Origin of the sequence: Novipirellula galeiformis (assembly GCF_007860095.1) — a bacterium.
Lineage (GTDB): Bacteria > Planctomycetota > Planctomycetia > Pirellulales > Pirellulaceae > Novipirellula > Novipirellula galeiformis.
In genome coordinates this window covers 517,911-543,883 of sequence record NZ_SJPT01000003.1, presented here as the reverse complement: position 1 = coordinate 543,883, position 25,973 = coordinate 517,911, and the positions used below count along the sequence as shown (strand labels likewise).

The 25,973-nt window shown below is 57.5% G+C and carries 1 protein-coding gene; it reads right to left on the bottom strand.

Features of this window, described 5'->3' with window-relative positions; genetic code table 11:
- Positions 1 to 141: 141 nt before the first annotated feature.
- Positions 142 to 25,878 carry a VCBS domain-containing protein gene (locus tag Pla52o_RS09950; RefSeq protein WP_146594449.1) on the bottom strand — a complete coding sequence of 8,579 codons (25,737 nt, stop codon included), beginning with the start codon at positions 25,876 to 25,878 and terminating at the stop codon, positions 142 to 144.
- Between the last annotated feature and the right edge of the window lie 95 nt (positions 25,879 to 25,973).

Below are 25,973 nucleotides of genomic sequence, written 5' to 3'. Positions count from 1 at the left end.
TGTTCTCGCTGACGTTTCGGAATCAAATCGCCTCGACGCCAGCCTACGCGCGTTGAGCAAGGACGCGTGCCCGTTGTGCCATTCCGATCCCAGAGTTTCTTAGGCCGTTGAGATCAATGGAGCCGTGTGCTCCGAATTCACTTAATCCAAGAACGTTGTCACATCGGCTTTGGATTTACGAATCCCATCTCCATCGCGGTATGCGGTTAACAGGGCGGTGGGATCGATCATTCGCCACGCAGGCATGCTGCCGAAAATGGTGGTCAACAACACGCCGCCTCGGAGTGCCCACAGCACGTAACCGACCGACGCCAGCCCCGCACCTACGCCCAGTCCGCCAATTTCGCCGGCTCCGAAATAGGTCGAGTCTTCCGCTGCGGCGGAGCTCTGATTGTTCCATTCGGTCCATTGAATCGCTTGAACCAAATCGACGATCAATAACTCGTCGAGCATATGAGACATCTGGGTGATGCCCCGTTTTAAGTGCATGTTCGAGGAACCGCCCCACGTAAAGCCGTGACGCTCCGAACCGTTTTGCGATTCTTCGTGTTCGCTGTCTCCGAGTTGAATTGTCGAATTACGATCCGAGTCTGAAAAAGTGCTCCGTGGAGCGTGTTCTTTTTCGTTCGCCGACGTGTCCGTTTGTGTAGGAGGGGTTACATAAGTCGGTACCGTGGTGACTCCGCCGGTGGTGTTTGATCCACCATCGCCGCTATCTCCGTCTCCGGAATTGCCACCGGATGTATCTCCTCCGCCGCTGGTGTCGCCGCCGCCATCGCCTGAGCCCCCATCGCCCGAGCCGCCATCGCCCGAGCCGCTTCCACTGGAGCCTCCACTTCCGCCGCCGCCAGCAATCACGGTGATCGTGACTGTCACGACATCGCTATTCAAACTGCCGTCGCTGGCGAGGTAGGTAAACGTATCGCTGCCAAAGTAGGCACCGCTGGGCGTGTAGACCAGACTTCCGTTGGCCGAGATGCTGAGCACTCCGTGGCTAGGTCCCGAGACGAGTTGCAACTGCAGCGGGTCGCCATCGACATCACTGTCGTTGATCAACACACCCGGAGCCGCCAACGAGAGCGTTTCTCCGGCGTTGATCGAGTAGTGGTCGCCGGTTGCCACGGGAGCTTCGTTGACGTCGATCACTGCGATCGAGAAATTAGCAAAGCTGAACGAACCGTCGCTCGAGTCGGCTCGAACCGTAATCGTATGACTGGTGTTAGTCTCGTAATCCACGGACCCTGAAACGGTCACCACTCCGCTGGCCGAATCGATCGTGAATCGTCCTCCCGCGTCATCGGACAACGAGTAGGTCACGCTATTAGAGGTGCCGTCGGGGTCGACCGCCAATGCGGTGATACCGACCGTCGTTCCAAACGCTGCGTTTTCATTGACTTGATTTGGATTGCCATCGGTGTCGGTAGCCGCGGCAACATTGAATTCGTTGACATCGTTCAAATAGACGGTAAACGTTTCGTCATACGTGGCCCCGGCAGCGTCTTGCACACGCACCGTGATGTCGTGCTGAGTGGCGGCTTCGTAATCGAGTTGACTCGAATCAGCCACAAGGATGTTGCCCGACGCATCAATGTTGAATCGGCCGCCTGCCGAATCGGTCAACGAATACAACGTGGTGTCGCTGGTGTCGATGTCGTCGGTCGAGACGGTGCCCACGATCTGGCCGTTGGCGAGTCCTTCGTCGATCGTCATCCCCGTCGCGGTCATGTCATGCGGCGCGTCGTTTTGGCCCTGGATCGTGATGGTCACTTGCTCCGTGGACTCGGCCCCCGACGCATCGACCATCGTGTAGGTGAATACGTCTGTCAGCGTGTCCGATGCGGTTCGCAATGCTTCCACCGCCGCGTTGTTATTGTCAACGACGTAGCTGTACGAACCGTCGGAGTTAATCGTGATCGCGCCGTAAGAACCTGAGACATTTGCTCCGACCGAACCCGTGGCACTGGCGGTCGTTCCCGCAACCACACCGCTGACCGTCTTGGTTTCGCCGTTGCCCACGGAGTCGACATCAGTGTCGTTCGTTAAAACATTTCCAGTCGGATTTGTACCAGCGGTTCCGTTGGCAGTGCCGCCCGCTTCAACTGCAATGGCATTATCGACCACGGCCGTGGGGGTGTCGTTTTGGCCTTGGATCGTGACCGTGATTTGTGTGGTGGAGGTCGCTCCGTCCGCATCCGTCATCGTATAGGTAAACACGTCGTCGAGCGTGTCGCCGCTGTCACGAAGTGCTTGCACGTCGACGTTGTTATTGTCGACGGCGTAGGAATACGACCCGTCGGCATTGATCGTGATCGCACCGTAGGAACCAGCGACCGAAGACGCCACCGAACCGGATGCCGAACCGGTGACTCCAGCGGCAACGCCACTGACCGATTTCGTTTCGCCATTGCCAACGGAGTCGACATCGGTGTCGTTCGTTAACACATTACCGGTCGGATTTGTACCTGCCGCACCGTTGGCCAAACCGCCTGATTCGACTGCGATCGCATTATCAACCACCGCCGTCGGTGCGTCGTTCTGGCCTTGAATCGTGACCGTGATCTGTGTGGTCGAGGTTGTCCCGGCCGTATCGGTCATCGTGTAGGTGAAGACATCATCCAGTGTATCGCCGCTGTTGCGAAGTGCCTGGACGTCTGCGTTATTGTTGTCAACAACGTAGCTGTACGATCCATCACTGTTGATCGTGATCGCACCGTACGAACCGGCAACTGACGATGCGACCGATCCCGACGCCGATCCCGTGACTCCAGCGGCAACGCCACTGACTGCTTTCGTTTCGCCATTGCCAACCGAGTCGACATCAGTGTCGTTCGTTAGCACGTTGCCAGTCGGATTTGTACCAGCGGTTCCGTTAGCCGAACCGCCTGCTTCAACTGCAATGTCGTTGTCGACCACGGCGGTTGGTGTGTCGTTTTGGCCTTGGATCGTGACGGTGATTTGTGTGGTGGAGGTCGCTCCGTCCGCATCCGTCATCGTATAGGTAAACACGTCGTCGAGCGTGTCGCCGCTGTTGCGAAGTGCTTGCACGTCGACGTTATTGTTATCGACGGCGTAGATGTACGATCCGTCGGCATTGATCGTGATCGCACCGTAGGAACCGGCAACCGAAGATGCCACCGAACCGGATGCCGAACCGGTCACCCCGGCTGCAACGCCACTGACCGATTTCGTTTCACCATTGCCAACCGAGTCGACATCGCTATCGTTCGTGAGCACATTGCCGGTCGGATTTGTACCTGCCGTGCTGTTGGCCAAACCGCCTGATTCGACTGCGATCGCATTATCAACCACCGCCGTCGGTGCGTCGTTCTGGCCTTGAATCGTTACCGTGATTTGTGTGGTCGAGGTCGCACCGGCCGTATCCGTCATTGTGTAGGTAAACACATCGTCCAGCGTATCGCCACTATTGCGAAGTGCCTGGACGTCCGCGTTATTGTTGTCAACGACGTAGCTGTACGATCCGTCGGAATTGATCGTGATCGCACCATAAGAACCCGTAACCGAAGACGCGACCGAACCGGATGCGGATCCGGTCACCCCAGCAGCAACGCCACTGACTGTTTTTGTTTCGCCGTTGCCAACCGAGTCGACATCAGTGTCGTTCGTTAACACATTGCCGGTCGGATTTGTTCCCGCGGTTCCATTGGCGGTGCCGCCTGCTTCGACGGCAACCGCGTTATCAACGACGGCTGTCGGCGTGTCGTTCTGGCCTTGGATGGTGACCGTGACTTGCGTGGTCGAGGCAACCCCGTCCGCGTCGGTCATTGTGTAAGTAAATACATCGTCAAGCGTTTGACCGCTGTTACGAAGGGCTTGCACGTCGACATTCGAATTGTCGACCACGTAAGCGTACGAACCATCCGAATTGATCGTGATCGCACCATACGAACCAGTCACCGAGGAAGCGACGGAACCCGATGCCGACCCAACAACGCCGACCGCGACTCCTGTGACCGTTTTCGTCTCGCCGTTGCCAGCAGAATCGGGATCGAGATCGTTGGTCAGAACATTGCCGGTTGGATTGGTGCCAGCGGTGCCGTTAGCGAGTCCGCCCGATTCAACCGCGATCAGATTATCTGCGACGGCGGTCGGTGCGTCGTTCTGGCCTTGGATCGTGACCGTGATCTGCGTGGTCGAGGTCGCCCCGGCTGCGTCGGTCATCGTGTAAGTAAAGACATCGTCGAGCGTGTCGCCGCTATTGCGAAGTGCTTGCACGTCTGCGTTCGAATTGTCGACCACGTAGGAATACGAGCCGTCGGAATTGATCGTGATCGCACCATAAGACCCGGCAACCGAAGATGCAACCGATCCCGACGCGGATCCCGCGACTCCAGCAGCAACACCACTGACCGATTTCGTTTCGCCGTTGCCCACCGAGTCGACATCGGTGTCGTTCGTTAGAACATTGCCGGTAGGGTTCGTTCCCGCGGTTCCATTGGCGGGGCCGCCCGCTTCGACAGCAACCGCGTTATCAACGACGGCTGTCGGCGTGTCGTTTTGGCCTTGGATGGTGACCGTGACTTGGGTTGTTGAGGCAACTCCGTCCGCGTCGGTCATCGTGTAAGTAAATACATCGTCAAGCGTTTGACCGCTGTTACGAAGGGCTTGCACGTCGACATTCGAATTGTCGACCACGTAAGCGTACGAGCCATCCGAATTGATCGTGATCGCACCATACGAACCAGTCACCGAGGAAGCGACGGAACCCGATGCCGACCCAACAACGCCGACCGCGACTCCTGTGACCGTTTTCGTCTCGCCGTTGCCAGCAGAATCGGGATCGAGGTCGTTCGTCAGAACATTGCCCGTTGGATCGGTACCCGCAGTGCCGTTAGCGAGTCCGCCCGATTCAACCGCGATTGAATTGTCCGCAACGGCGGTCGGTGCGTCGTTCTGGCCTTGGATCGTGACAGTGATCTGCGTGGTCGAGGTCGCCCCGGCCGTATCGGTCATCGTGTAGGTGAACACGTCGTCGAGCGTGTCACCGCTGTTGCGGAGTGCTTGGACGGTCGCGTTATTGTTGTCAACGACGTAGCTGTACGAGCCGTCGGAGTTGATCGTGATCGCACCATACGAACCGGCAACCGATGAGGCCACGGAACCCGATGTGGATCCAGTAACTCCAGCGGCAACGCCACTGACTGTTTTCGTTTCGCCATTGCCAACCGAGTCGACATCGGTGTCGTTCGTTAACACATTGCCGGTCGGATTTGTACCCGCGGTACCATTGGTCGTGCCACCTGCTTCGACCGCGATGGCGTTATCGCCGACGGCCGTCGGCGTGTCGTTTTGGCCTTGGATCGTGATCGTGACTTGCGTGGTTGCATCCGCGCCTGAGGCATCGACCACGGTGTAGGTGAAAACGTCTTGCAGCGTATCACTGGCCGTTCGCAAGGCTTGTACCGCGGAATTGCTATTGTCGACGACGTAGGTGTACGAGCCGTCCGAGTTGATGGTCACTGATCCGTACGATCCAGTCACCGACGAACCGACACTGCCCGACGCGGATGCTTGGACGCCCGCAGCGACACCTGCCACGTTTTTTGTGTCTCCCGCGTCCACGTCAGTATCATTGCTGAGCACATTGCCTGTTGGATCGGTGCCCGCGGTGCCGTTGGCCATTCCGCCTGCTTCGACCGCGGTCGGAGTGTCGGCGGTCGCTACTGGGTTGTCGTTGCTGCCTTGGATCGTGACCGTGATTTCAGCGGTGCTGTCGAGTCCCGCGGTGTCCACCATCGTGTAAGTGAACACATCGGTCAACGTGTCGCCCGAGGTTCGCAGTGCCTGAACGGTTGCGTTGTTGTTGTCGACGACGTAGCTGTACGATCCGTCGGAATTAATGGTGATCTGGCCGTACGTTCCCGACACTCCAGTAGCCACCGATCCCGATGCACTGACTTGTGAACCGGCCGCGACGCCGCTGACCGTCTTCGTGTCACCCGAATCCAGATCGGTGTCATTGGTCAGCACGTTGCCGGTCGGATTGGTTCCCGCGGTGGCATTCCCGACACCGCCTGCTTCGATCGCCGTGGCGGTATCATCGACTCCGATCGGTGCGTCGTTCGCCCCCTGAATCGTGACCGATACCTGTGTCGTCGACGCAGCCCCGCTGGCGTCGATCATCGTGTAGGTGAAGACGTCGGTCAGCGTATCACTGCTGGTCCGCAGTGCCTGAACCGCCGCGTTGTTGTTATCGACCGTGTAGGTGTAGGCGCCATTGGCAGCGATCGAAATCGAACCATAGCTTCCCGCGACAGCCGATCCGACCGAGCCGCTCGCGGACGCTTGCACTCCAGCCGCCACGCCGTCGACGGTTTTGGTATCGCCCGAGTCGACATCGGTATCGTTGGTCAAGACGTTGCCGGTCGGATCGGTCCCCGCAGTGCCGCCTGCGTAGCCGCCCGCCGAAACGGCGGTAGGGGGGTCAACGACGGCGACGGGATCATCGTTTGCTCCATGCAGCGTAATCGTGATTTGAGCGGTTGAATTCAGACCCGCTGCGTCCGAAACCGTGTACGAAAATACATCGGTGATCGTATCACTGACGGTTCGCAGCGCCTGAACGGTCGCGTTATCGTTATCGATGTTGTAGGTGTAGCTGCCGTCCGAATTGATCGTGATCGCGCCAAAGTTCCCGGTGATCGATGAACCGACCGACCCGCTGGTCGATCCCACGACTCCTTGAGCGGCCCCCGTGATTGACCATGTGTCGCCCGCGTCGACTTGGTCATCGTTCGTCAGCACGTTACCGGAAGGATCAGTACCGGCCGTCCCATTGGCGACGCCGCCCGCTTCGTATGCATGGGCGCTGTCGACGGTCGCAACCGGAGCGTCATTGGCACCTTGGATCGTGATCGTGACCTGAGTGGTCGACGTCGCACCGGAGAGATCCTCGACCGTATAGGTGAAAACATCGGTCAGCGTGTCGCCGCTGTTGAGCAGGTCTTGGACCGTGGGGTTGCTGTTATCGACGGTGTAGCTGTAGCTGCCGTTCGAAGCGATGTTGATCGAACCGAACAAACCGGCCACACTCGAGCCGACCGATCCGGTCGCCGATCCGGCGGTGCCTGCGGTCACACCGCTGACGACGATCGTGTCTCCGGCATCGTTATCGCTATCGTTAGCGAGCACATTGCCGGTCGGATTCGTTCCTGCGGTGCCGTTTGCGGTACCACCCGCTTCGACCGCGATCGCCGTATCGGCAACCACGTCGGGATTATCGTTCGCACCACGAACCGAGACGGTGATTTGAGTCGTCGAACTCAGCCCATCGGTATCTTCGAATGTATAAGTGAAAACATCATTCAGACTTTCACCACTGGTGCGCAGGTTCTGGACCGCAGCGTTGTCATTGTCCACGTTGTACGTGTAGCTGCCGTCCGAATTCAGGGTGATTGAGCCATACGATCCGGTGACAGTCGATCCGACCGATCCCGAGGCGGACCCTTGCACTCCTGCAGCCACGCCCACTACAGTTTTGGTATCGCCGCTGTCGACGTCGGTATCGTTCGTTAGAACGTTACCGCTCGGATCGGCGCCGGCCGAGCCATTGCCCGCACCACCCGCTTCATACGCGATTGCCGTATCCACCACTGCAACGGGAGCATCGTTGGCGCCTTGGATCGTCACGGTGACTTGCGCCGTGGATTCCAAACCTGCGGTGTCGTGCATCGTATAGGTGTAAATTTCTTGCAGCGTGTCGCTCGCGGTCCGCAAAGCCTGGACCGCCGCGTTATTCTGATCGATCGTGTAGGTGTAGCTGCCATCGCTGTTGATCACAATTTGGCCGTAGTTGCCAGTGACCGACGCACCGACGGATCCGGATGCGGATCCGACAGTGCCGAGCTGGACCCCAATCACCGATTTTGTATCGCCCGAGTCGACGTCGGTGTCGTTGCTGAGCACGTTGCCAGTGGCGCTGCTGCCCGCGGTGCCGTTGGCAACACCACCCGACTCGACGGCGATCGAGGTGTCGTTGACTGACTCAGGAGCATCATTCTGACCATCAACCGTGATCGTCAATTCGGTCGAGGACATGTTCGAGAACGTGTCCTCCATCGTGTAAGTAAAAATATCGGTAACGTGATCGCCCGAATTCAGTAGCGCTTCGACCGCTGGGTTGCTATTGTCCAGCGTGTAGGTGTAAGTACCGTCCGAATTGATCACCACGGTTCCGTAAGTCCCCGTCACCGTGGTGCCCACGTTGCCGCTCGCTGATCCCGTCGAGCCTGCTGCCACGCCGACGATCGTTTTACCGTTGCCGGAGACATCGTTGTCCAGCACATTGCCCGATGGATTCGAACCAGGTGTGGCATTACCCACACCGCCCGCTTCTTCGGATGTATCCATATCCGCCACGGCGACCGGTTGATCCGTGCGACCATCGATCGTGATCACCAGCTGCGTTGTCGACGCCAACCCGGCGGTGTCCTGCATCGTGTACGAAAACGTTTCCGAAAGCGAATCGCCGTCGTTAAGTGCTTCGACCGCAGCGTTGTCATTGTCGAGTGTGTAGGTGTAGGTTCCGTTGGAATTAATCACCAACGAACCGTAGGTTCCCACTACGGTGCTGCCGACGTTGCCCGAGGTTGATCCTTGCACACCGGTTGCCACGCCGGTCACCGTCTTGGTATCGCCCGCGTCGACGTCGGTGTCATTGGTGAGCACGTTGCCCGACGGATTGGTTCCCGAAATGTTATTCAAGATCCCGCTGGCTTCGGTTGCCGTGGCGGCGTTCGCCACTGCATCGGGGGCATCATTGGCACCGGTGATCGTGACCGTGATTTCCGCAGTCGAGTCCGCACCGCTGGCGTCCTGGATCGTGTACGTGAAGATTTCCGACAGCGATTGTCCCGATGTTCGCAGTGCTTGCACCGCAGCATTGCTGTTATCGACCGTGTAGGTGTAGGAGCCGTCGCCTGCGATTTGAATTGAACCGTACGAACCGTTAACTCCGGTCGCGACCGACCCGGATGCCACGCTCTGTGATCCTGCGGCAACTCCGACGACGGTCTTGGTGTCGCCCGAATCGACGTCGGTATCATTGCCGAGCACATTGCCGCTTGGATTTATGCCAGCGGTCCCATTGCTTGTGCCGCCTGCTTCCACTGCGACCGCAGTGTCATCGACCGCAACCGGATCATCATTCTGGCCCTGGATCGTTACGGTGACTTGCGTGGTCGAACTCGACCCGTCCGTGTCCTGCATCGTGTAAGTGAACACGTCCTGCAGTGTGTCGGACGAAGTTCGCAGTGCCTGCACCGCCGCGTTGTTGTTGTCGACGTTGTAGATGTACGAGCCATTGGCATTGATCGTGATGCTACCGTAGTTTCCTGCCAATGCCGAAGCCACATTGCCGCTGGCCGATCCCGCGGTACCGACCACGACGCCCGTGACGGTTTTGGTGTCACCCGAGTCGACATCGGTATCGTTGGTCAGAACATTGCCGGTCGGGTTCGTTCCAGCACTGGCGTTATTGTCACCACCCGCTTCGATGGCAACCGCGTTGTCGGTGACTGCAACCGGAGCATCATTTTGTCCTTCGATCGTGATCACGATTTGAGTCGACGCAAACGATCCACCCGAATCCTGGACCGTGTAAGTAAAGGTGTCAGTGATCGTTTGACCGGACGTTCTCAATGCTTGGACGATCGCATTGTTATTGTCGACTGTGTACGTGTAAGCACCGTTGGAGGCAATGCTGATGTCGCCATAGGTTCCCGTCACCGAGGTGCCAACATTGCCCGCGGCCGAAGCCACCGTGCCCGCCGCGACGCCAGTCACATTGAGCGTATCGCCGGTGTCATATTCGATGTCGTTGCTCAGCACGTTGCCCGACGGATTGGAACCCGCCGTTGCATTGGCCACACCGCCTGCTTCGGTCGCGGTGTCGGTATCAGCGACCGCGACCACGGCATCGTTGACGTCAGTGACCACGATCGAAGCGGTGGCGGTTTCGCTCGAATACGCCGTCGTGCCGCCTCCGCTGTCTGGATCGGCGTACGACGGTGAACCAAACGACGAAGCGGATCCCGTGGTGGTATCCCAAGCAACAAAGTCGAAGGTCGCCGTTTCGCCGTTCAGCGAATCGGGCTGGTAACGAATTTGCGTCGACGCATTTAGCAGTAATGCGGTGCTACCCGAAATCCCGCTAAACGACGTCCAATTCGAACCATCGGTCGAATATTGCCAAGTTCCGTTTCCGGTAAGTCCGGTGACGGCGATCCCCTTGACCGCGCCCGTATCGACGTCAGCCCATCCCGCCGACGACACGATCGAGTCGACGCTGGTGGGTGTGGATGGAGTGTCCTCGTTGGTTCCCGATAGAGTGACGGTTGCGGAATCGGTGATCGTTGGTGCATCGTTTACGGCGGTAACCGTCACTTCCGCCAACCCAACATTGTCGCTGAACGCGGTGGTTCCGCCGGTGGTTGCGGTGCTGACTTTGGTGCCTTCGGTTCCCGTGGTTTGATCCCAGGCAACAAACGACACCGATGATGTATCGGCGTTCATCGCGTCAGGGACATAACGCAAATAGTCGCTGGATCGCAACAGTAGCGACGTGGTCGTGTTGACGGTGCCGACATCGGTCCAAGTTGAACCATCGAGCGAATATTGCCAAGTTCCATTGCCACCGCTGATCGATTGAATGGCAATCCCTTCGCTCGGGCTGGCGTCGACGTCGGAGATCCGGTTGCCCGACAGACTTGCAATGATCGAAGCGACCGTATCACCCGAGTTGTTAGTCTGGTCTTCGGTAATACCGGTCAGTGTGAACGTTTCGGAGTTATCGAGCTCTGGCGCATCGTTCACCGCGGCCACGTCAATCGTGATCGTATTGGGGCTGCCGTCAAACGTGTTGCTCGCGTCGGCCACGCTAAAGGCAATCGACGCGTATCCCGCTCCGTTGTCGTTGGCCGCCGGTGTGAAGATCAGCTTGCCGGCGTTGATGTCAGCGATCGTGATGACCTGTCCGGCGGTCACTGGCCCGCTGCCGGTTAAGTTGAGTGTTCCGGCCGCCGGTAACACATCGACGCGGACGGCGATCATGGAGTCGCTACTGTCGACATCAGTGAAGCCAAAATCCGCCGCTGCGAGCGTCAACGGAGTATCTTCGTTGATTGTCTTGGTGAGATCGGCCGCCTCGGGCGCGTCATTGGCACCCTCGATCGTGATCGTCACTTGAGTGGTGCTTTCCATGCCACCCGAGTCATTCATCGTGTACGTGAACACGTCCGTCAGAGTATCGCCACTGTTTCGCAACGCTTGCACGGCCGCGTTGCTGTTGTCGACCGTGTAGACGTACGCCCCGTTGGAATCGATTTGTAGCGTGCCAAACGATCCGGTGACATTGCTGCCCACATTGCCCGATGCGCTGCCAACGGTTCCCGCTGCGACTCCGATGACGGTTTGGCTATCGCCGGAGTCAGGATCGGTGTCGTTGGTGAGTACGTTGCCGGTTGGATCCGTTCCTGCGGTAGCGTTGCCAACGCCGCCCGCTTCGACCGCTGTGAGGTTATCCGTGACCGCAGTGGGAGCAACGTTGACTGCGAAATTGACCCCGAACTCGGATGTGTTGCCGGAGCTATCGGTGGCGGTCGCCGTGATGCTGGAGCTCTGGGTCAGCCCGAGGCCGGTTACGTCTAGCGTACCACTGAAGTTGCCGCTGGCATCGGTGGTCAAGAAGCCCAGGAACGTCTGGCCGCTGCCGTAAGCTGAACTTTCATCGCTGATGAAAAACTCAACGCGTGAGTTGGCGAATGTGGCCTGGTTCGCGGCAGATCCGACGTAGCCAGCCAACAACAGATCGTTGCTGACAAGGTTGGCGGTGCCGACCACCGGAGAATCCATCAGCAAGTTAGCCGCGCCGCCCGTCTTCGCACCATCATTGGTCGTCGTGCCGTCGTCGTTCAGATCGATGCCGATTCCCAAGTTGCCATAAATGCTGTTCCGCTGGATCGTATTGCCGGTGGAAGTTCCAACGACCTTGATGCCACCGGAGACACCGTTGCCAGCGATGATGTTTCCGGCGGGGGCGGTGGTGCCGCCGATCCGTGTATTCGTTGAGCCGCTTGCGAGCCAGATACCTACGACTTGAACGGAGCTGAGCGCGGAAGTGGTCGTTGCACCGATCCCGATGCGATTGCCTTCGATGACGGTTCCATCTGCGGTCGGACCGATGAACACGCCGCCGGACGAATTGGTGCTTCCCGAGATCACATTCCCGGCGCCCGCCGCGGTACCACCGATTTGGACATTGTCGCCCGATTGGTTCACCACGCCCCAGCGGCCATTTCCAAGTGCGGTGTCACCCGTCACATCCACACCGATGTAATTGCCTTGGATCGTCGTGGTGTCGCCACCTGCGTTGATCCAAATTCCGGCACCGCCATTGCCTGAGATCACATTGCGAGCTGACGTGCTCGTTCCGCCGATCGTGCTCCCCGAACCACCGGCGATGTAAATACCACCTGTCGCGGAATTGTCAGCACCGTTGGCAATCGCACCTGTGCCAGACGCATCGGTGCCGATGAAATTCCCTTGAATCGTCGTGTTACTCGCAGCGGTGTAGACGCCGTAATTTGCGTTCCCTGAGATCAGGTTACCTGCACCCGCGGCCGTTCCGCCGATCGTATTGCCAGCCGCGGTGGAAGTGATGTTGATCCCCGCGTTACCGTTACCCACCGCCGCGGTTCCCGCTGCGTTAGTGCCGATGTAATTGCCTTGAACCAGGTTCCCGGTCGCCGAGACGCCAGTGATATAAATACCGTCATTGGTGTTGCCGGAAATGACGTTGCGGGCCAGTGCCGTCGTGCCGCCGATCGTGGTGCTGCCGACATTGTTGATGTAGACGCCTGTGCTGTTGGCGATCGCTGCGGTTCCGGCGGCATCGAGTCCGATGGTGTTTCCGGCAACGAGGTTGCTTGTACCTTCGACAAGCACACCGTAGCTCGCATTGCCCGAGATCACATTGCCAGCACCGCTGACGGTACCGCCCAGCGTGTTGGTTGCTGCAGCGTTATAGAAATAGACGCCGTGACGCGAATTACTCAGCCCCGCTGTTCCCGCGAGATTGGTGCCGACGTAATTGCCTTGGATCATGACGTTCATCGCGGAGCTTGATCCACCGCCGTCGACGACAATTCCGTCCGCGCCGTTACCCGAGACGACATTGCGCTGTAGCGAGGTGGTTCCGCCGATCGACGTGCCAACACCGGCACTGGTGACATAAATTCCAAATCCGGCGTTGGCAACCTTCGCGTCACCAGCAGCATTAAGTCCAACGATATTTCCGCTCAGCGTATTGTTGGGCGCAGCAACGTAGACCCCCATGCTCTGATTTCCAGAAATCACGTTGCCAGCACCGGCCACTGCACCGCCGATCGTGTTGCCACTCGCATTGGACTGGATGTTGATCCCTGCGTTAATATTTGCAATGCCGCTCGTGCCAGCGGTGTTTGTTCCGATGTAGTTGCCTTGCACGAGGTTCCCGGTCGCCGAGGCGCCAGTGATGAAAACACCGTCGCTGGTGTTGCCGGAGATCACGTTGCGGGCCAGTGCCGTCGTGCCACCGATCGTCGTGCCAGAGACATTGTTGATGTGGATGCCCGAGTAGTTCGCGATCGCTGCGGTTCCCGTCGCATTCAAGCCGACGGTGTTGCCGACTAGCGTGTTGTTGGATGCACTTACATAGACGCCCGAACTGACGTTGCCTGAGATCACGTTTCCAGCGCCACTGACTGCACCCCCAATCGTGTTTGCTGAGGCGTTGTTGATCAGGCTGATGCCAAAGCGGCCGTTGCTAATCGCAGAGGTTCCTGCGGCGTTGGTACCAATGAAATTGCCTTGGATCGAATTGCCCGTCGACGTAGCGCCACTGACATAGACTCCATCGACTGTGTTTCCGGAGATCACATTGCGTGCTTCCGTTGTCGTGCCGCCGATCACGTTGTTGGCGGCGTTCAGAAGATGAATGCCGTAGTTGTTGGCGATCGCGGCAGTGCCCGCGGCGTTCAAACCGATCGTGTTTCCGGCGACGGTGTTATTGGATGCATTGACGTACACACCATAAGTCGAATTCCCAGAAATCACGTTGCCTGTGCCAGTAACGGAACCGCCAATTGTATTGTTGGTTGCACTGGCGGCGATGCTGACGCCGGTCGCCGTGTTTGCGACCGCAGCATCGCCCGCTGCGTTGGTCCCGATGTAGTTGCCTTGGACGATATTTCCCGTCGATCCGGATCCGCTAATGTAGACGCCGTTGGATGTGTTACCCGAAATCACATTGCGTTCGCTCGCGCTCGTGCCGCCGATCGTGTTGTTGGCCGCATGGTAAATATAAACGCCGGTGCCGTTGGCGACCGCCGCGGTGCCCGCCGCATTGAGTCCAACAAAGTTGCCTGTGACCAGATTGCCGCCGCTCGCGATGTAAACGCCCGTGTTCGAGTTACCCGAGATCACGTTGCCGGCACCTGCGGCGCTGCCTCCGACCGTGACTCCGGTAGCATTGGTGGTCAGCCCGACGCCCTTGATCAAGTTGGCAATTCCAGCGTCGCCAGCGGCGTTCGTACCGATATAGTTGCCTTCGATCCGCGTCCCAGCCGACGTCGCACCGGTGACTAATACCCCATCAATGCTGTTGCCCGAGATCACATTTCCCGCACCGGCGGTCGTTCCGCCGATCAGGGTATTGGCGGCATTCAGAAGATAAACGCCGCGAGTATTCGCGATCGCGGCATTGCCCGCTGCATTCAAACCGACCACGTTGCCCGCGACGATGTTGTCCGAACTGCTGATGAACACACCAGCGGTGGTGTTGCCGGAGATCACATTGCGGTCGCCCGCAGCCGAGCCACCGATCGTATTGTTGTTCGCGCCGTTGGTTACGTTGACGCCATAGACATTGCTCTGGCCGCTCGTTCCGTCGACGCTCGTGCCGAGAAAGTTACCGACGATGGTGTTGTTGTCGCTGTTGTTGATCTCGACGCCGCTGCCGCTAAAACGATTGATCGCCAAGCCGCGAATCGTACTGCCATCGGAACCCGCCACCAACTTCAATCCGCTTGCTCCCGCCCCGGTATTAGTTCCGTCGAGCTCGATTTGCAGTACCACGTTGCTGCCGTTGGTCGCTGTGTTGATGCTCGATCCCGATTGCGTATATCCATCGATCGTGATCGCCTCGGTGATACTCGGCAGCACACTCAACAGCCCGATCGTGTGCACCCCCGCACCTGCGATATTGAAGCTGACCGTGTCCATGCCGGCGGTGTTATTCGCCGCGATGATCGCTTCACGAAGACTGATCTCGCCATCGGTTCCCTTGTTTGCGTTCAGCCATTCAATGTCATAGCTGGCGCCAACCAGGATGCCGCTGTCGTTGTTGTCGGTCGCAGTGGTAACGACCAATACGTTCGAGACGTCCACAACCGTTACCGCGATCGCTTGATCATCGGTAAACGTGCCATCACTGACTCGCACGATCACGTCGTAAACATTGTCGCCGCCCACGTCCGCGGGCGATTCAAAGTCGGGAGCGGCGACAAAGATCAACGTACCATCGGCGCTGTTGATGTTGAATTTCGCAGCGTCGGCACCGCCGAAGATGCTGTAGGTCAACGTTTGCGACGGCAAGTCGGCATCGGTCGCGGTGACAATGGTGACCGCGGTCGTATTCTCGTCGACATTGATGTTAGCGGTGTCGCCACCACCATCGCTGGTGATGACCGGAGAACTGTCGTTAACCGCAGTCACCGAAATGTTGACCACATCGGTGTCACTCCGTGCGCCACCGGTACCGGTGTTGCCTTGATCGTTCGTCGCAATCGAGAGGGTGGCCGCACCGCTAAAGTCGGCGGTTGGGGTGAATGACAGTCCATTCAAGGCGGCATTGATGGCTGAAAGCGTTCCCGTAAACGTCGCGGTTGCATCGGAGGTTCCATCGCCGTTGGAAAACGTCAAACCGCTCAGTGTGGCAAGTGAAATCGTCCCGTTGGTTGCCGTCAACGTGACTTCGAGTTCGTTTCCGCCCGCATCCGCATCGCTGATCGTGATTGCGTTGGCGTTGCCGCTGGAAAAGACAAGCGGGGTGTCTTCGCCCGTCGTTTGGTCGCCTGGAACGGTATTGGTCGGTGCCGTATTGGGAACTTCCGCATTGAGGACGACCAGATCTTCGGGATCCAGGCCATTGAAGTTCGCATCGCTGCTGGTCGCAGTTCCCAGCACGATCGTGTACGACTGATCGCCGTCGTTGACATAGTCTTGTAACCCCGTCACCGTGACCGTTTGAGGTATATTCCAATCGAGTGAGGTGAAGGTGACCGATCCGACCGAGACGCTGCCTTCGGAACCATCACTGACCATGACTGGGATGGTGACGTCAGCGCTGGGCTGAGATTCGAGCACGATTTCGAAGGTTGCGGTTCCCCCGGCTTCCGTTGTGGTTAGCCCGTAACGCTGCATAAACACGCCATCGGCATCGCCGTCACCGTTGCCGCCCCAAGCGACAATAAAACGACCGCCGGGCTGAGCCACGACCTCGGGGTAGGTTTGGTTGCCTGAGCTCGTTGAGTTGACAATGAATTCGCCGCCTAGCTTCGTGCCGGACCAATCCATCCGTTGGCCAATCACCGCGGTCCCATCCCCATCGGCGGTGCTGTTCCACACCACGGTAATGTTGCCAGCGTCGTCGGCGGAGATTGACGGGATAGGTTGAACGCCGCTGACGGTGACTGTGTTGACCTGTGTTTCACCACCCACGGGCGTTCCATCGGCAGCATATCGTTGGATGTAGACTTCGAAATCGCTGCCACTGCGACTTTGGTAGGCGACCACGAATCGGCCATCCGAAAGCATGGAAACATCGTGATAAAGCTGAGCATCGGTGGTCGTGGTATTAACACGAAACTCGCTGTCTTGCGCGACGCCGGCGGAATCAAAGCGTTGGGCATAGACGCCATAGTTCGATCCGTCTTGTCCATTACTCGCCCACACAATGACGAAATTCCCGGCATCGTCCATCGCAATGGAAGTGATCTGCTGGACACCGGTGGTGTAGCTGTTGACGCGGAACTCACCACCGACCGCCACGCCGCTGGCATCAAAACGCTGAGCATAGATGCCGATGCTGCCGTCGGGGTCGTGGACACTGTCGGTCCATGTAATGGCGAAACTTCCGTCGGCCGCCATGGCAATCGCAGGCGAAGTTTGGCTTGCCGATGTGGTGGTGTTGACGAGAAACTCGCCACCTTGCGCTACGCCTGCGGCATTGTAGCGTTGAGCATAGACTCCATAGCCGTCGCCGTCTTGCAGATTGCTCATCCAAGTGACGACAAAATTTCCCGCAGCGTCCATCGCCACGGTAGGGCTGAATTGTTGATCCGTTGACGTGGTGTTGATTTGGAATTCGACCCCCAACGCTTGACCCTCGGCGTCAAAACGTTGGCCATAGGTGCCATACAGATCACCGTCTTGATCATTGCTGGACCAGACGACGATGTAGTTGCCGTTGGCATCCGTGGCGATCGCTTGTGCGACTCCGGCATTAATCGATTGGTTGTCGCCGGTGGTCGTGTTGACACGCGTTTCGCCTCCGATCGGGCTGACGTCGATCGGCGTGACCTGGATCCCATCGGCGACATCGGTTACCGTGACGGTGATCGTTTGCGTGTCAGTGAGCGTGCCATCGGTGACTTGGATAATGACCTCGTAGGTGTTGTCACCTCCAACGTCAGTTGGATTTTCATAGTCGGGCGCACTGATGAACGTCAGAGCGCCTGTCGACCCATCGATCGTGAACAAGGCCGCATCGGCACCGCCGGATTTCGAAAACGTCAGCGTTTGCGAAGGCAAGTCAACATCGCTCGCGGTGACGGTCGTGACCGCGGTTGAATTCTCGTTGACATTGACGTTGGCGGTGTCGCCGCCGCCATCGCTGGTGATGACCGGAGCGTCGTTGACGTTGGTGATGTCGACGTTAACACTGCCGAGATTGACGTCGCTGCCACCTCCGGTGCCGGTATTGCCGTTGTCATTGACGTACACCGTGATCGTGTCGGCATCGTCTCCGGCTTGATCGGGGGTGGAGTGCAGATACTGAATGTTGCTGGCGGTATCGAGGTAGGTGTTTAAATCGGCCAGCGTTCCGGTCAACGTCAATGTGCCCGTGCCGCTACCACCGATCGTGACTCCGCCACCGCTAATCGCTGACAAATTTCCGCCAGTGGATGTGGCTAACTTCACCGTCAGATCGCCACCGCCCTCGTCGACATCGCTCAGGTTGATCTGGGAGAGATCGACATTGCCCGACACGTCCTCGGTGACCGTGATGTCGCTTGGCAAACTGCCCGCGTTTGTCGGGTCATCGTTGGTGGCAGTGATGTTGACGGTCGTCACACTGGTGATGAATAGGCTTGTGCCTAAGCCTTGTTCCCCCGTGTTTCCATCCAAGAAATACCACAGCAATTCCACCGAAGCCGGGGGTGCGTCGCTGTTATTGGCGTACGTCAATTGTCGCAGTACATTGTTGACATCGGTTTGGGTGGGCGTCTCACCATTCGCATCGGTAAACGTGACGACGACCAAGCCTGGAGTCGTGAGGGAAAAACTTGCGATAATTTGACCGTTTTTGTACAACGATCCGGCAGAGACGCTCAGCCCATTGCCATCGCTGAATCCAAACACATCTTCGCCGTTGACCCCCGCGCGGCGAAGAAGAGCAATCGTGGATTCAGTGAAATTATCTTGAGCACTCAGTTCACGATCAAACACGCTGACGCTTGCGTCCAACACAATCGGAGCAGAACCCTCGACATAGGTCGGATTCGCATCCACTAAATTGGCGGTGGGGGCAAAATTTGTATCGAGGCTGCCGTCCTCGTTGTACTGGTTCAGCAAGAAGCCGTTGCTTTGCATGTTGCCGGCAACGGAGATCGATCCATTTGCGAACACTTGCACGCTGTACGCGTACTCATTGGTAGTGTTGGTTACCGTGATGACAGTTCCCACGGTGTTAAAGCTAGTGTCGAGGCTGCCGTCGGCGTTGTAACGCTGCAGCATCACATCGTTGCTGCCCATCAAGTCGGTCACGCCCGACACCACAATTTTTCCCGTCGAGGTGTACGCGACGCTATACGCTCGTTCGGTGGCACCCAAGTCCGAGGTTTGCAGACCATCACCGTCAAACGTGCTATCGAGCGATCCGTCGGTGTTGTAGCGTGCAAGTGCGAAATCGAGGTTTGCGGTTCCCGCCGCGATGATCTTGCCATCGGATTGTTGAGCCAATCCGCTAATGGTCTCGTCACCCACACCAAAGTCGGTCGACACCAGTCCGTCGGTATCAAAGCTGGTGTCCAGCACGCCGCCGCTTGTCAAACGCGCAATCGCAAATTGGTTGTTGCTTTTGCCGGCCACAACGATCTTGCCGTCACTTTGAATCAGGATCGAATTGGCAACATCGTCCGAACTAGCCCCGAAATCAATTTCGACTTTGCCATCGCCGCTGAAGGTGGTGTCCAGCGACCCATCGGTGTTGTAACGCACGACCGAAAAATTGTTGCCGCCTGCATCGCTGTTTCCCAGCACCACGATCTTTCCATCGCTTTGGATGGCGATACCCGACGCCGTGTCGATTCCACTGACGTCCGTGATCGCGTAGCCATCGCTATCGAAAGACGTGTCGAGCACGCCGGTCGCAGTAAAGCGAGCAACGATCAAGTCGCCGTCTCGAGTCCCCGCAACCACAATCCTTCCGTCGGCCTGCAACGCGACGTCCACCCCAATCTCATCACCGCCTGCGTCGAGGGTTGCAATCCCATCGCCTCCGCCGAACGTCAAATCGAGCGTACCATCGGCATTGAAGCGGACCACGGTGATGTCGTTATCCGCAAAGTACGCTGCGCCGACCATCACGATCTTGCCATCCGCTTGCACGACGCTGTTGAATCCGAGATCGAACAGGCTTCCGGGGATGGGGACCGTCGTGCTGCCATCGCCATCGCTGCCAAACGTCGGCGCATCGTTGACCGGGGTGACGTCAATGTCCTTGGTGATGGCGGTGCTGGATCCGCCATCGCCATCGGTCAGCTGAAATTCAACAGTGCGCGTTAACCCCGAAGGAACGTCGCTGTTGTTCTCGAACGTGATGTTCTGGACGACCGCTTGCACGGCTGTCGCGTCGGCGGAAGCGTTGAAAGTAATCGCCAGCGGTGCACCACTTCCGCTCCATGTTCCGATCAACACGCCACCGTAGTAGACCTGGTTCGGACCGGTCGTCACGCCGACGAGTCCAGCTGCCATGCCTTCGTTGTTGATGCGAATGCGATCATCACCGCTACCGTTGGCCGTAATGCTGATCGAAAGCACACCGCCGTCAAAGTCCGTTCCATCAGCATCGGTCACGGTTGCAGTTGCATCAATGAAAACCGCACCTGCGTTTTCGGCGTAGGTGATGTTTCCGCTGCCAAATGTCACGACTGGATCGCTGTTGAGTGGTGCGATCGCGAAATTCGCACCGAACTCCGACGTGTCTCCATAGGCCAATTGATCATCGAGGCCGACTTGTCCAGCATCGTCGATTCGTGTGGCAGTTGCCGTAACAAAGTCTCCAGCCGAGAGTGCGACACCTGTCAGCAGGAATTCGCTGAACGTGCCATCGCCACTACCGTCCACGGTGACGGTGGTTGTGCCCAGGTAGTAACGGCCCTCTCCGTGAGTCGTATCTTGAGTCCCCGAGGCGTTGCCGTAGAACTCAATGTGGTACTTCGTATTCAGCGGACCATCCGTGTCGATGGTGCCGCTAATCGTTAAGTTCGTTCCGTCAAGAACTGCTTGTGTGATGACTGGGAAGTTTTGCCCGTTGTTGACTCCTCCATCGACGTCATCCGCATCATTGTTGGTGACACCGTCACCATCCAGGTCGATACCAATCGCTCCGTTATTAAAAATTCGGTTGCGGAGGAAACTGTTGCCTGCCCCGGCGGAGCTCAACACACGAATTCCGTTGGTGCTGTTGTTGGCGATCGCGTTTCCTGAAGTGGTACCGCTGCCGCCAATCAAGATCCCGGCCGCTGAACCCTGCAAGACAACGCCGTAGAGTCCGTTTGTCAAATCGAGCGTTTCGCCGACGTCGGTGCCAATGAAGTTGCCCTGGATTTGGGTCCCAGCACTCGCCGCGCCGTAGATATTGACACCAGTGACCGAGTAGCCGCCGATCACATTGGCGTGGGTCGTGGTCGTCCCGCCGATGATGGTGTTCGCAGAACTATAAACATAGATCGCGAAGCTACCCGCCGACAACCGCGTCGTCCCCAACGCGTCAGTTCCGATATAGTTTCCAATGATCGACGTATCTGTGGTTCCCAGCACATAAATCCCGTACGATCCGCCCACGGAATTGATTACGTTTCGCTCGTCAACCGTCGTGCCTCCAATCATCGCGTTCGACGTGGAGTTCAGGTAGATCGCGTGGTTTCCGTTCAGCAGGCTGGCTGTTCCGGCTGCGTTCAGACCGATCGTGTTACCGGTCACGGTGGCGTTGGTCACGCCCGTGCTGCTTAAGTAAATTCCGTAACCACCGTTCCCGGAAACGAGGTTGCCGTCGACCACCAAATTGTCGCCACCTGTCGCGTAAATCCCATTGCCCGCATTTCCAAGATCAGCTGATCCGGTGACGTCGGTGCCGATGTAGTTTCCCTGAATCGTGTTTGCGTTCGAGGTCAACCCACTGATCTGAATTCCGTCACCGGCGTTGCCCGAGATGATATTCCGCTGTGTCGCAAGTGTTCCGCCGATCAAATTGTCGTGCGCGCCATTGACAATAGAAACGCCGTCTGCACCGTTGGCGACGGGGCCCGTACCGGTTGCATTGGTCCCGATGTAATTGTTTTGGACTGTGTTGTTGTTTGCCCCTACTCCGTCAAGCGTGAGTCCATAATAGGCGTTACCGGAGATCAAGTTGCCAGCACCCGTTTGGCCAATCGTGTTGTTGGCGCCTTCGATCCAGATGCCGTCAAGGTTCGCCTTGGCCACTGCGCCCGCGGCGTCCGTGCCGACGTAATTACTGAGTATCTGATTGCTGTTTGATCCGCTACCGAGATAGATACCGAATCCATCGTTTCCGGAGATGATGTTGCGCGATGCGGCTGTGATCCCACCAATGGTGTTGTTATCGGACCCGCTGTTGATCGAGACGCCGTGACTTGTGTTTGCGACAATGGTTGTCCCATCGGCGCCCAAGCCGATGTAGTTGCCTGCGACCGTGGTCGTTTCCGTCGTGGCGCCAGTAATGTTGATACCAAGACCGTCGTTACCGGAAATGAGGTTGCGATGTGCGGCAGTCGTGCCGCCGATCGTTGTTGATCGAGCACCACCAAATACGACGATGCCGCCGCCATTGGCGATTGCGGTCGTTCCCGCGAGATTTAATCCGATGTAATTGGCAGCGATAACGGTACCGGTTGTCGTCGTCCCGCTGTTTCCATCGACAATGATTCCATAAGTCGTATTGCCGGAAATAATGTTGCCCTGTCCGGTGCCCGTGCCACCGATCAGAGTGTTCTGGGCTCCGCTATAAACGACAATGCCGTGTCGCCCGTTGGCGATAGCCGCGGTTCCCGTTACATCGGTTCCGATGTAGTTGCCGTAAATTTTGTTATCGTTCGTGCTGCCGGCTGAACCGCTGAGTTCAATCCCATCCGAAGTGGCCCCGCTGTTACCGGAGATCACGTTGCCTAAACCGAGCGTGCGGTCACCCCCGATCGTGTTGTTACTCGCTCCGCCGCCGATCTTGATACCATCGTTGCTATTGCCTAACGCTGACGTTCCTGCCGCGTTGGTGCCGATGTAGTTGCTTGTTACGGTGGCCAAGGTGGTGCCGGTTTCCCACAAACTTATCCCCGCCAACGAATTTCCTGACACCACATTCGCATCGATTGTGACACTCGAGGAGTCGCTGATCAGTATGCCGTAACCGGCATTGCCACGGATCGCGGTGCCAACGCTATCGGTACCAACGTAGTTCCCACGAATTACCGTGCCGCCAGCGTTGTACAAGTAAATGCCGTCGCTGGTGTTACCCGAAATGACGTTGCGCTCGGCGGCATCGTTGCTGGCGTCGCCATTGGAACCAATGACATTGCCTGTGCCCGCGTCGTAGACGGACACACCATAGCGACCGTTGGATCGAATCGTCGTTCCGTTCGGAGCGAGACCGACCGTATTGCCGTAGACCCAGTTGTTGTCGCTGTCGGTATTGCGGATCACGATACCGTCATTGCCATTGGAACCGACAACGTTGTTACGAACGATATTGTCGTCGGCATCTTCGGAAATCAAAATTCCGTCGTCGGCGTTGCCTGCGGCGGTCCCGGACGTCGTTAAACCAACATAGTTGTACTGGATGATGTTGTTGTCGCCGTAGCCGGTGGATCCATCGATCTCGATCCCTTCATCAGGGAAATTGATCACGGCAAAGCCGCTGATCGTGCTGTCGTTAGTACGTAACACGAGTCCGCCTGTGGAGCCGGTTGCACCGCTGCCGTCAATCGTAATCAGCGGTGACGAGGTGTAGCCGGGTTGAGTTCGCGCGTCGATATTGACGGCGTCAACAATCATGGGAAGACCACCGGCACCGACAAGAATCGTTTGGGTACCGCTGTCGATGGCGAAGGTGATTTGATCCGGGGTTGCACCATTGTTTTGCGTGCTGTTAGCAGCAAGGATCGCCTCTCGCAGCGAGATTTTTCCATCGGAACCCTTGTTGGCTAGCAAGGAATCGATCGACGTCGTATCTCCATCCCAGACGTCGCTTGCCGTATCGACCACAAGTGCATGGGCAGTCGACAATTGCGAGCCCGGCATCACGTATTCGATGCTTAGTTTGGGTTTGGTTGTTCCTTCGGAGGAGTAGAAATCAAAGCCGTCGGTCGAATTTGTTAGGATGCCCCAACCGTAATTCGCATTGCCATTGGCCCAAGACTGTACCGCGGACTCGAGGCCCGTAAAGGTTACCGAGCCAGTCGAAGGGCTGGTTAACTGACTGTCGGCAACCGACGACATCTCGACGCCGTCCGCATCCAGCCCATCGGTGTACGAACTCCATGTGGCCGTGGATTCGTTCCAGTCGCCAAGCATTTGGTACAGGCTGATCGTTCCCGATGATCCGCTTATCGCTTCGACGGTTAGTGAAGCCGAAACGATCTGAGCATTGAGCGGAATCTGGCCCGGACCGGTACCAAACAGATCGTCAAACCGAATCATCGCTTGCGATTCTGTATTCGAACCGCTGTTTTGCAGGTCGATGGGGAGCGTTGTGTAGCTACCGTAATTCGATCCCGGAGACGTCTGGCGTAACTCGGTATCTTGCGTGCCCGTGTAGCCATTCACGTCCTGTTGGAAGCTGACGAGGGATGTGCCTGTACCGGTCGCGGCATACAATTCTGAAATGTCGGTGCTGCTCAGGGCACGATCATAAACACGCCCATCATCAAGAAAACCATCGAAGTAGCGTGTGAAACTAGAGCCGCCGTACTTGTCGACGCCCCAGCTGCCAAAGTCGAGATCTGCGACATCATCAAAGAAACGATTGGTCGATGATGAACCCGTTGCGTAGGTAACCGATTGCTGTACGCCGTTGACGTACAATTTGTTGCCAGTGGCGTCCACCGTCACGGCGACGTGAGTCCAAGTGTTCTGGGGAATCACGCCGGCTGCGGTGTGGACATCCAACAGCGTCGTTGAACCTTCGCGAACGTAAAAATCAAAGGAGCCATCGGAGTCTCTAAAGATCGCAACTCGGGAGTCATCGTCACCACTGTCGGACGTCTCAAAAATGACATCGCGACTGTTAACGTCGTGATAAACCCAGACAGAAATCGTTCCCGTGGTGATTCCCTGTAGATTGCTCACGTGCGGACTGAAGTCAACGTAGTCGTTGCTGCCATCCAGATTCAGCTTGCCATCGCCGATCTGGTTGGTACCGCTGTTGGTGTCGATCACCGCCCCGTTTTGCAGGGTTCCATCGTAATTGTTTCCGCTGCTATCGCTGGTATCAGTGTCGAATCGATGGTGCAGGACCAAGTTCGATGAAATATCCAGCGTATGTTGCCACGACGCCTGTGCGGCGAAGCCGAACGCCACCTCGGTATTCACTTCACCAACGGCATACTCCAATATCCAATCACCGCCGAGTTCCGCATTGCCGGTCGCATTATCGCTTGCCGCAACGTCACAATCGCAGACGACCGCTAGGATGTCGATCAGATCGCGACCCGATTCGGTCGACGCCAGATCACAACCGTAGATCAACAAGTCCGCATCGCTATCGAGTGCATGGCCCCACGACGCGATCTCGCCCGCGTAGTTCGGTGCCGCATCGAGATCCAAACGTGAATTGCCGAGCTGGATGCCCTCGCCGTCACCGTGGCTGAGCAAATGAACCGCATCGACGCTGGTCAAATTGCGAAGCGTCTCGGTAATTTGCAGGATACCATCTTGGTCAGCCTGCAAACGCACGATCAACCACTGGGTTTGCCCGTCCACATCGGCCCGCAGTCCCTCGATCAACGTCTCTGCATCTTCCACACCGGCATCGACGAAGACGACTTCGATCGGTAGTGCGGGATCGAGAACCTCGGCTTCGGCAACATCGACGGTGGCAATGTCGATCACATCGTGGTCGGTGGGCAGCGGCTGTGCGGTTGGCGTCGCGACATCACCAGCGGCTTCTCCATCGACCTCGGCCAGCTGACTCAATAACGCCGCCTCGAGATCGAGATCAATGTCCATCGAGCCATCGAGACCATCCATGCCGTCGCCGCTAAGCAGGATGCGATCTTCGAGAGGGTAAAAGTCGAATTCGCGACTCATCGATTTCAATCCATGGCGTTTCGTCGGCGGGGCAAACTGACGGGGCGACCTGCTCGCGACTCCTTCATACGGCTCAAAGTTACACTCCGTTTCTC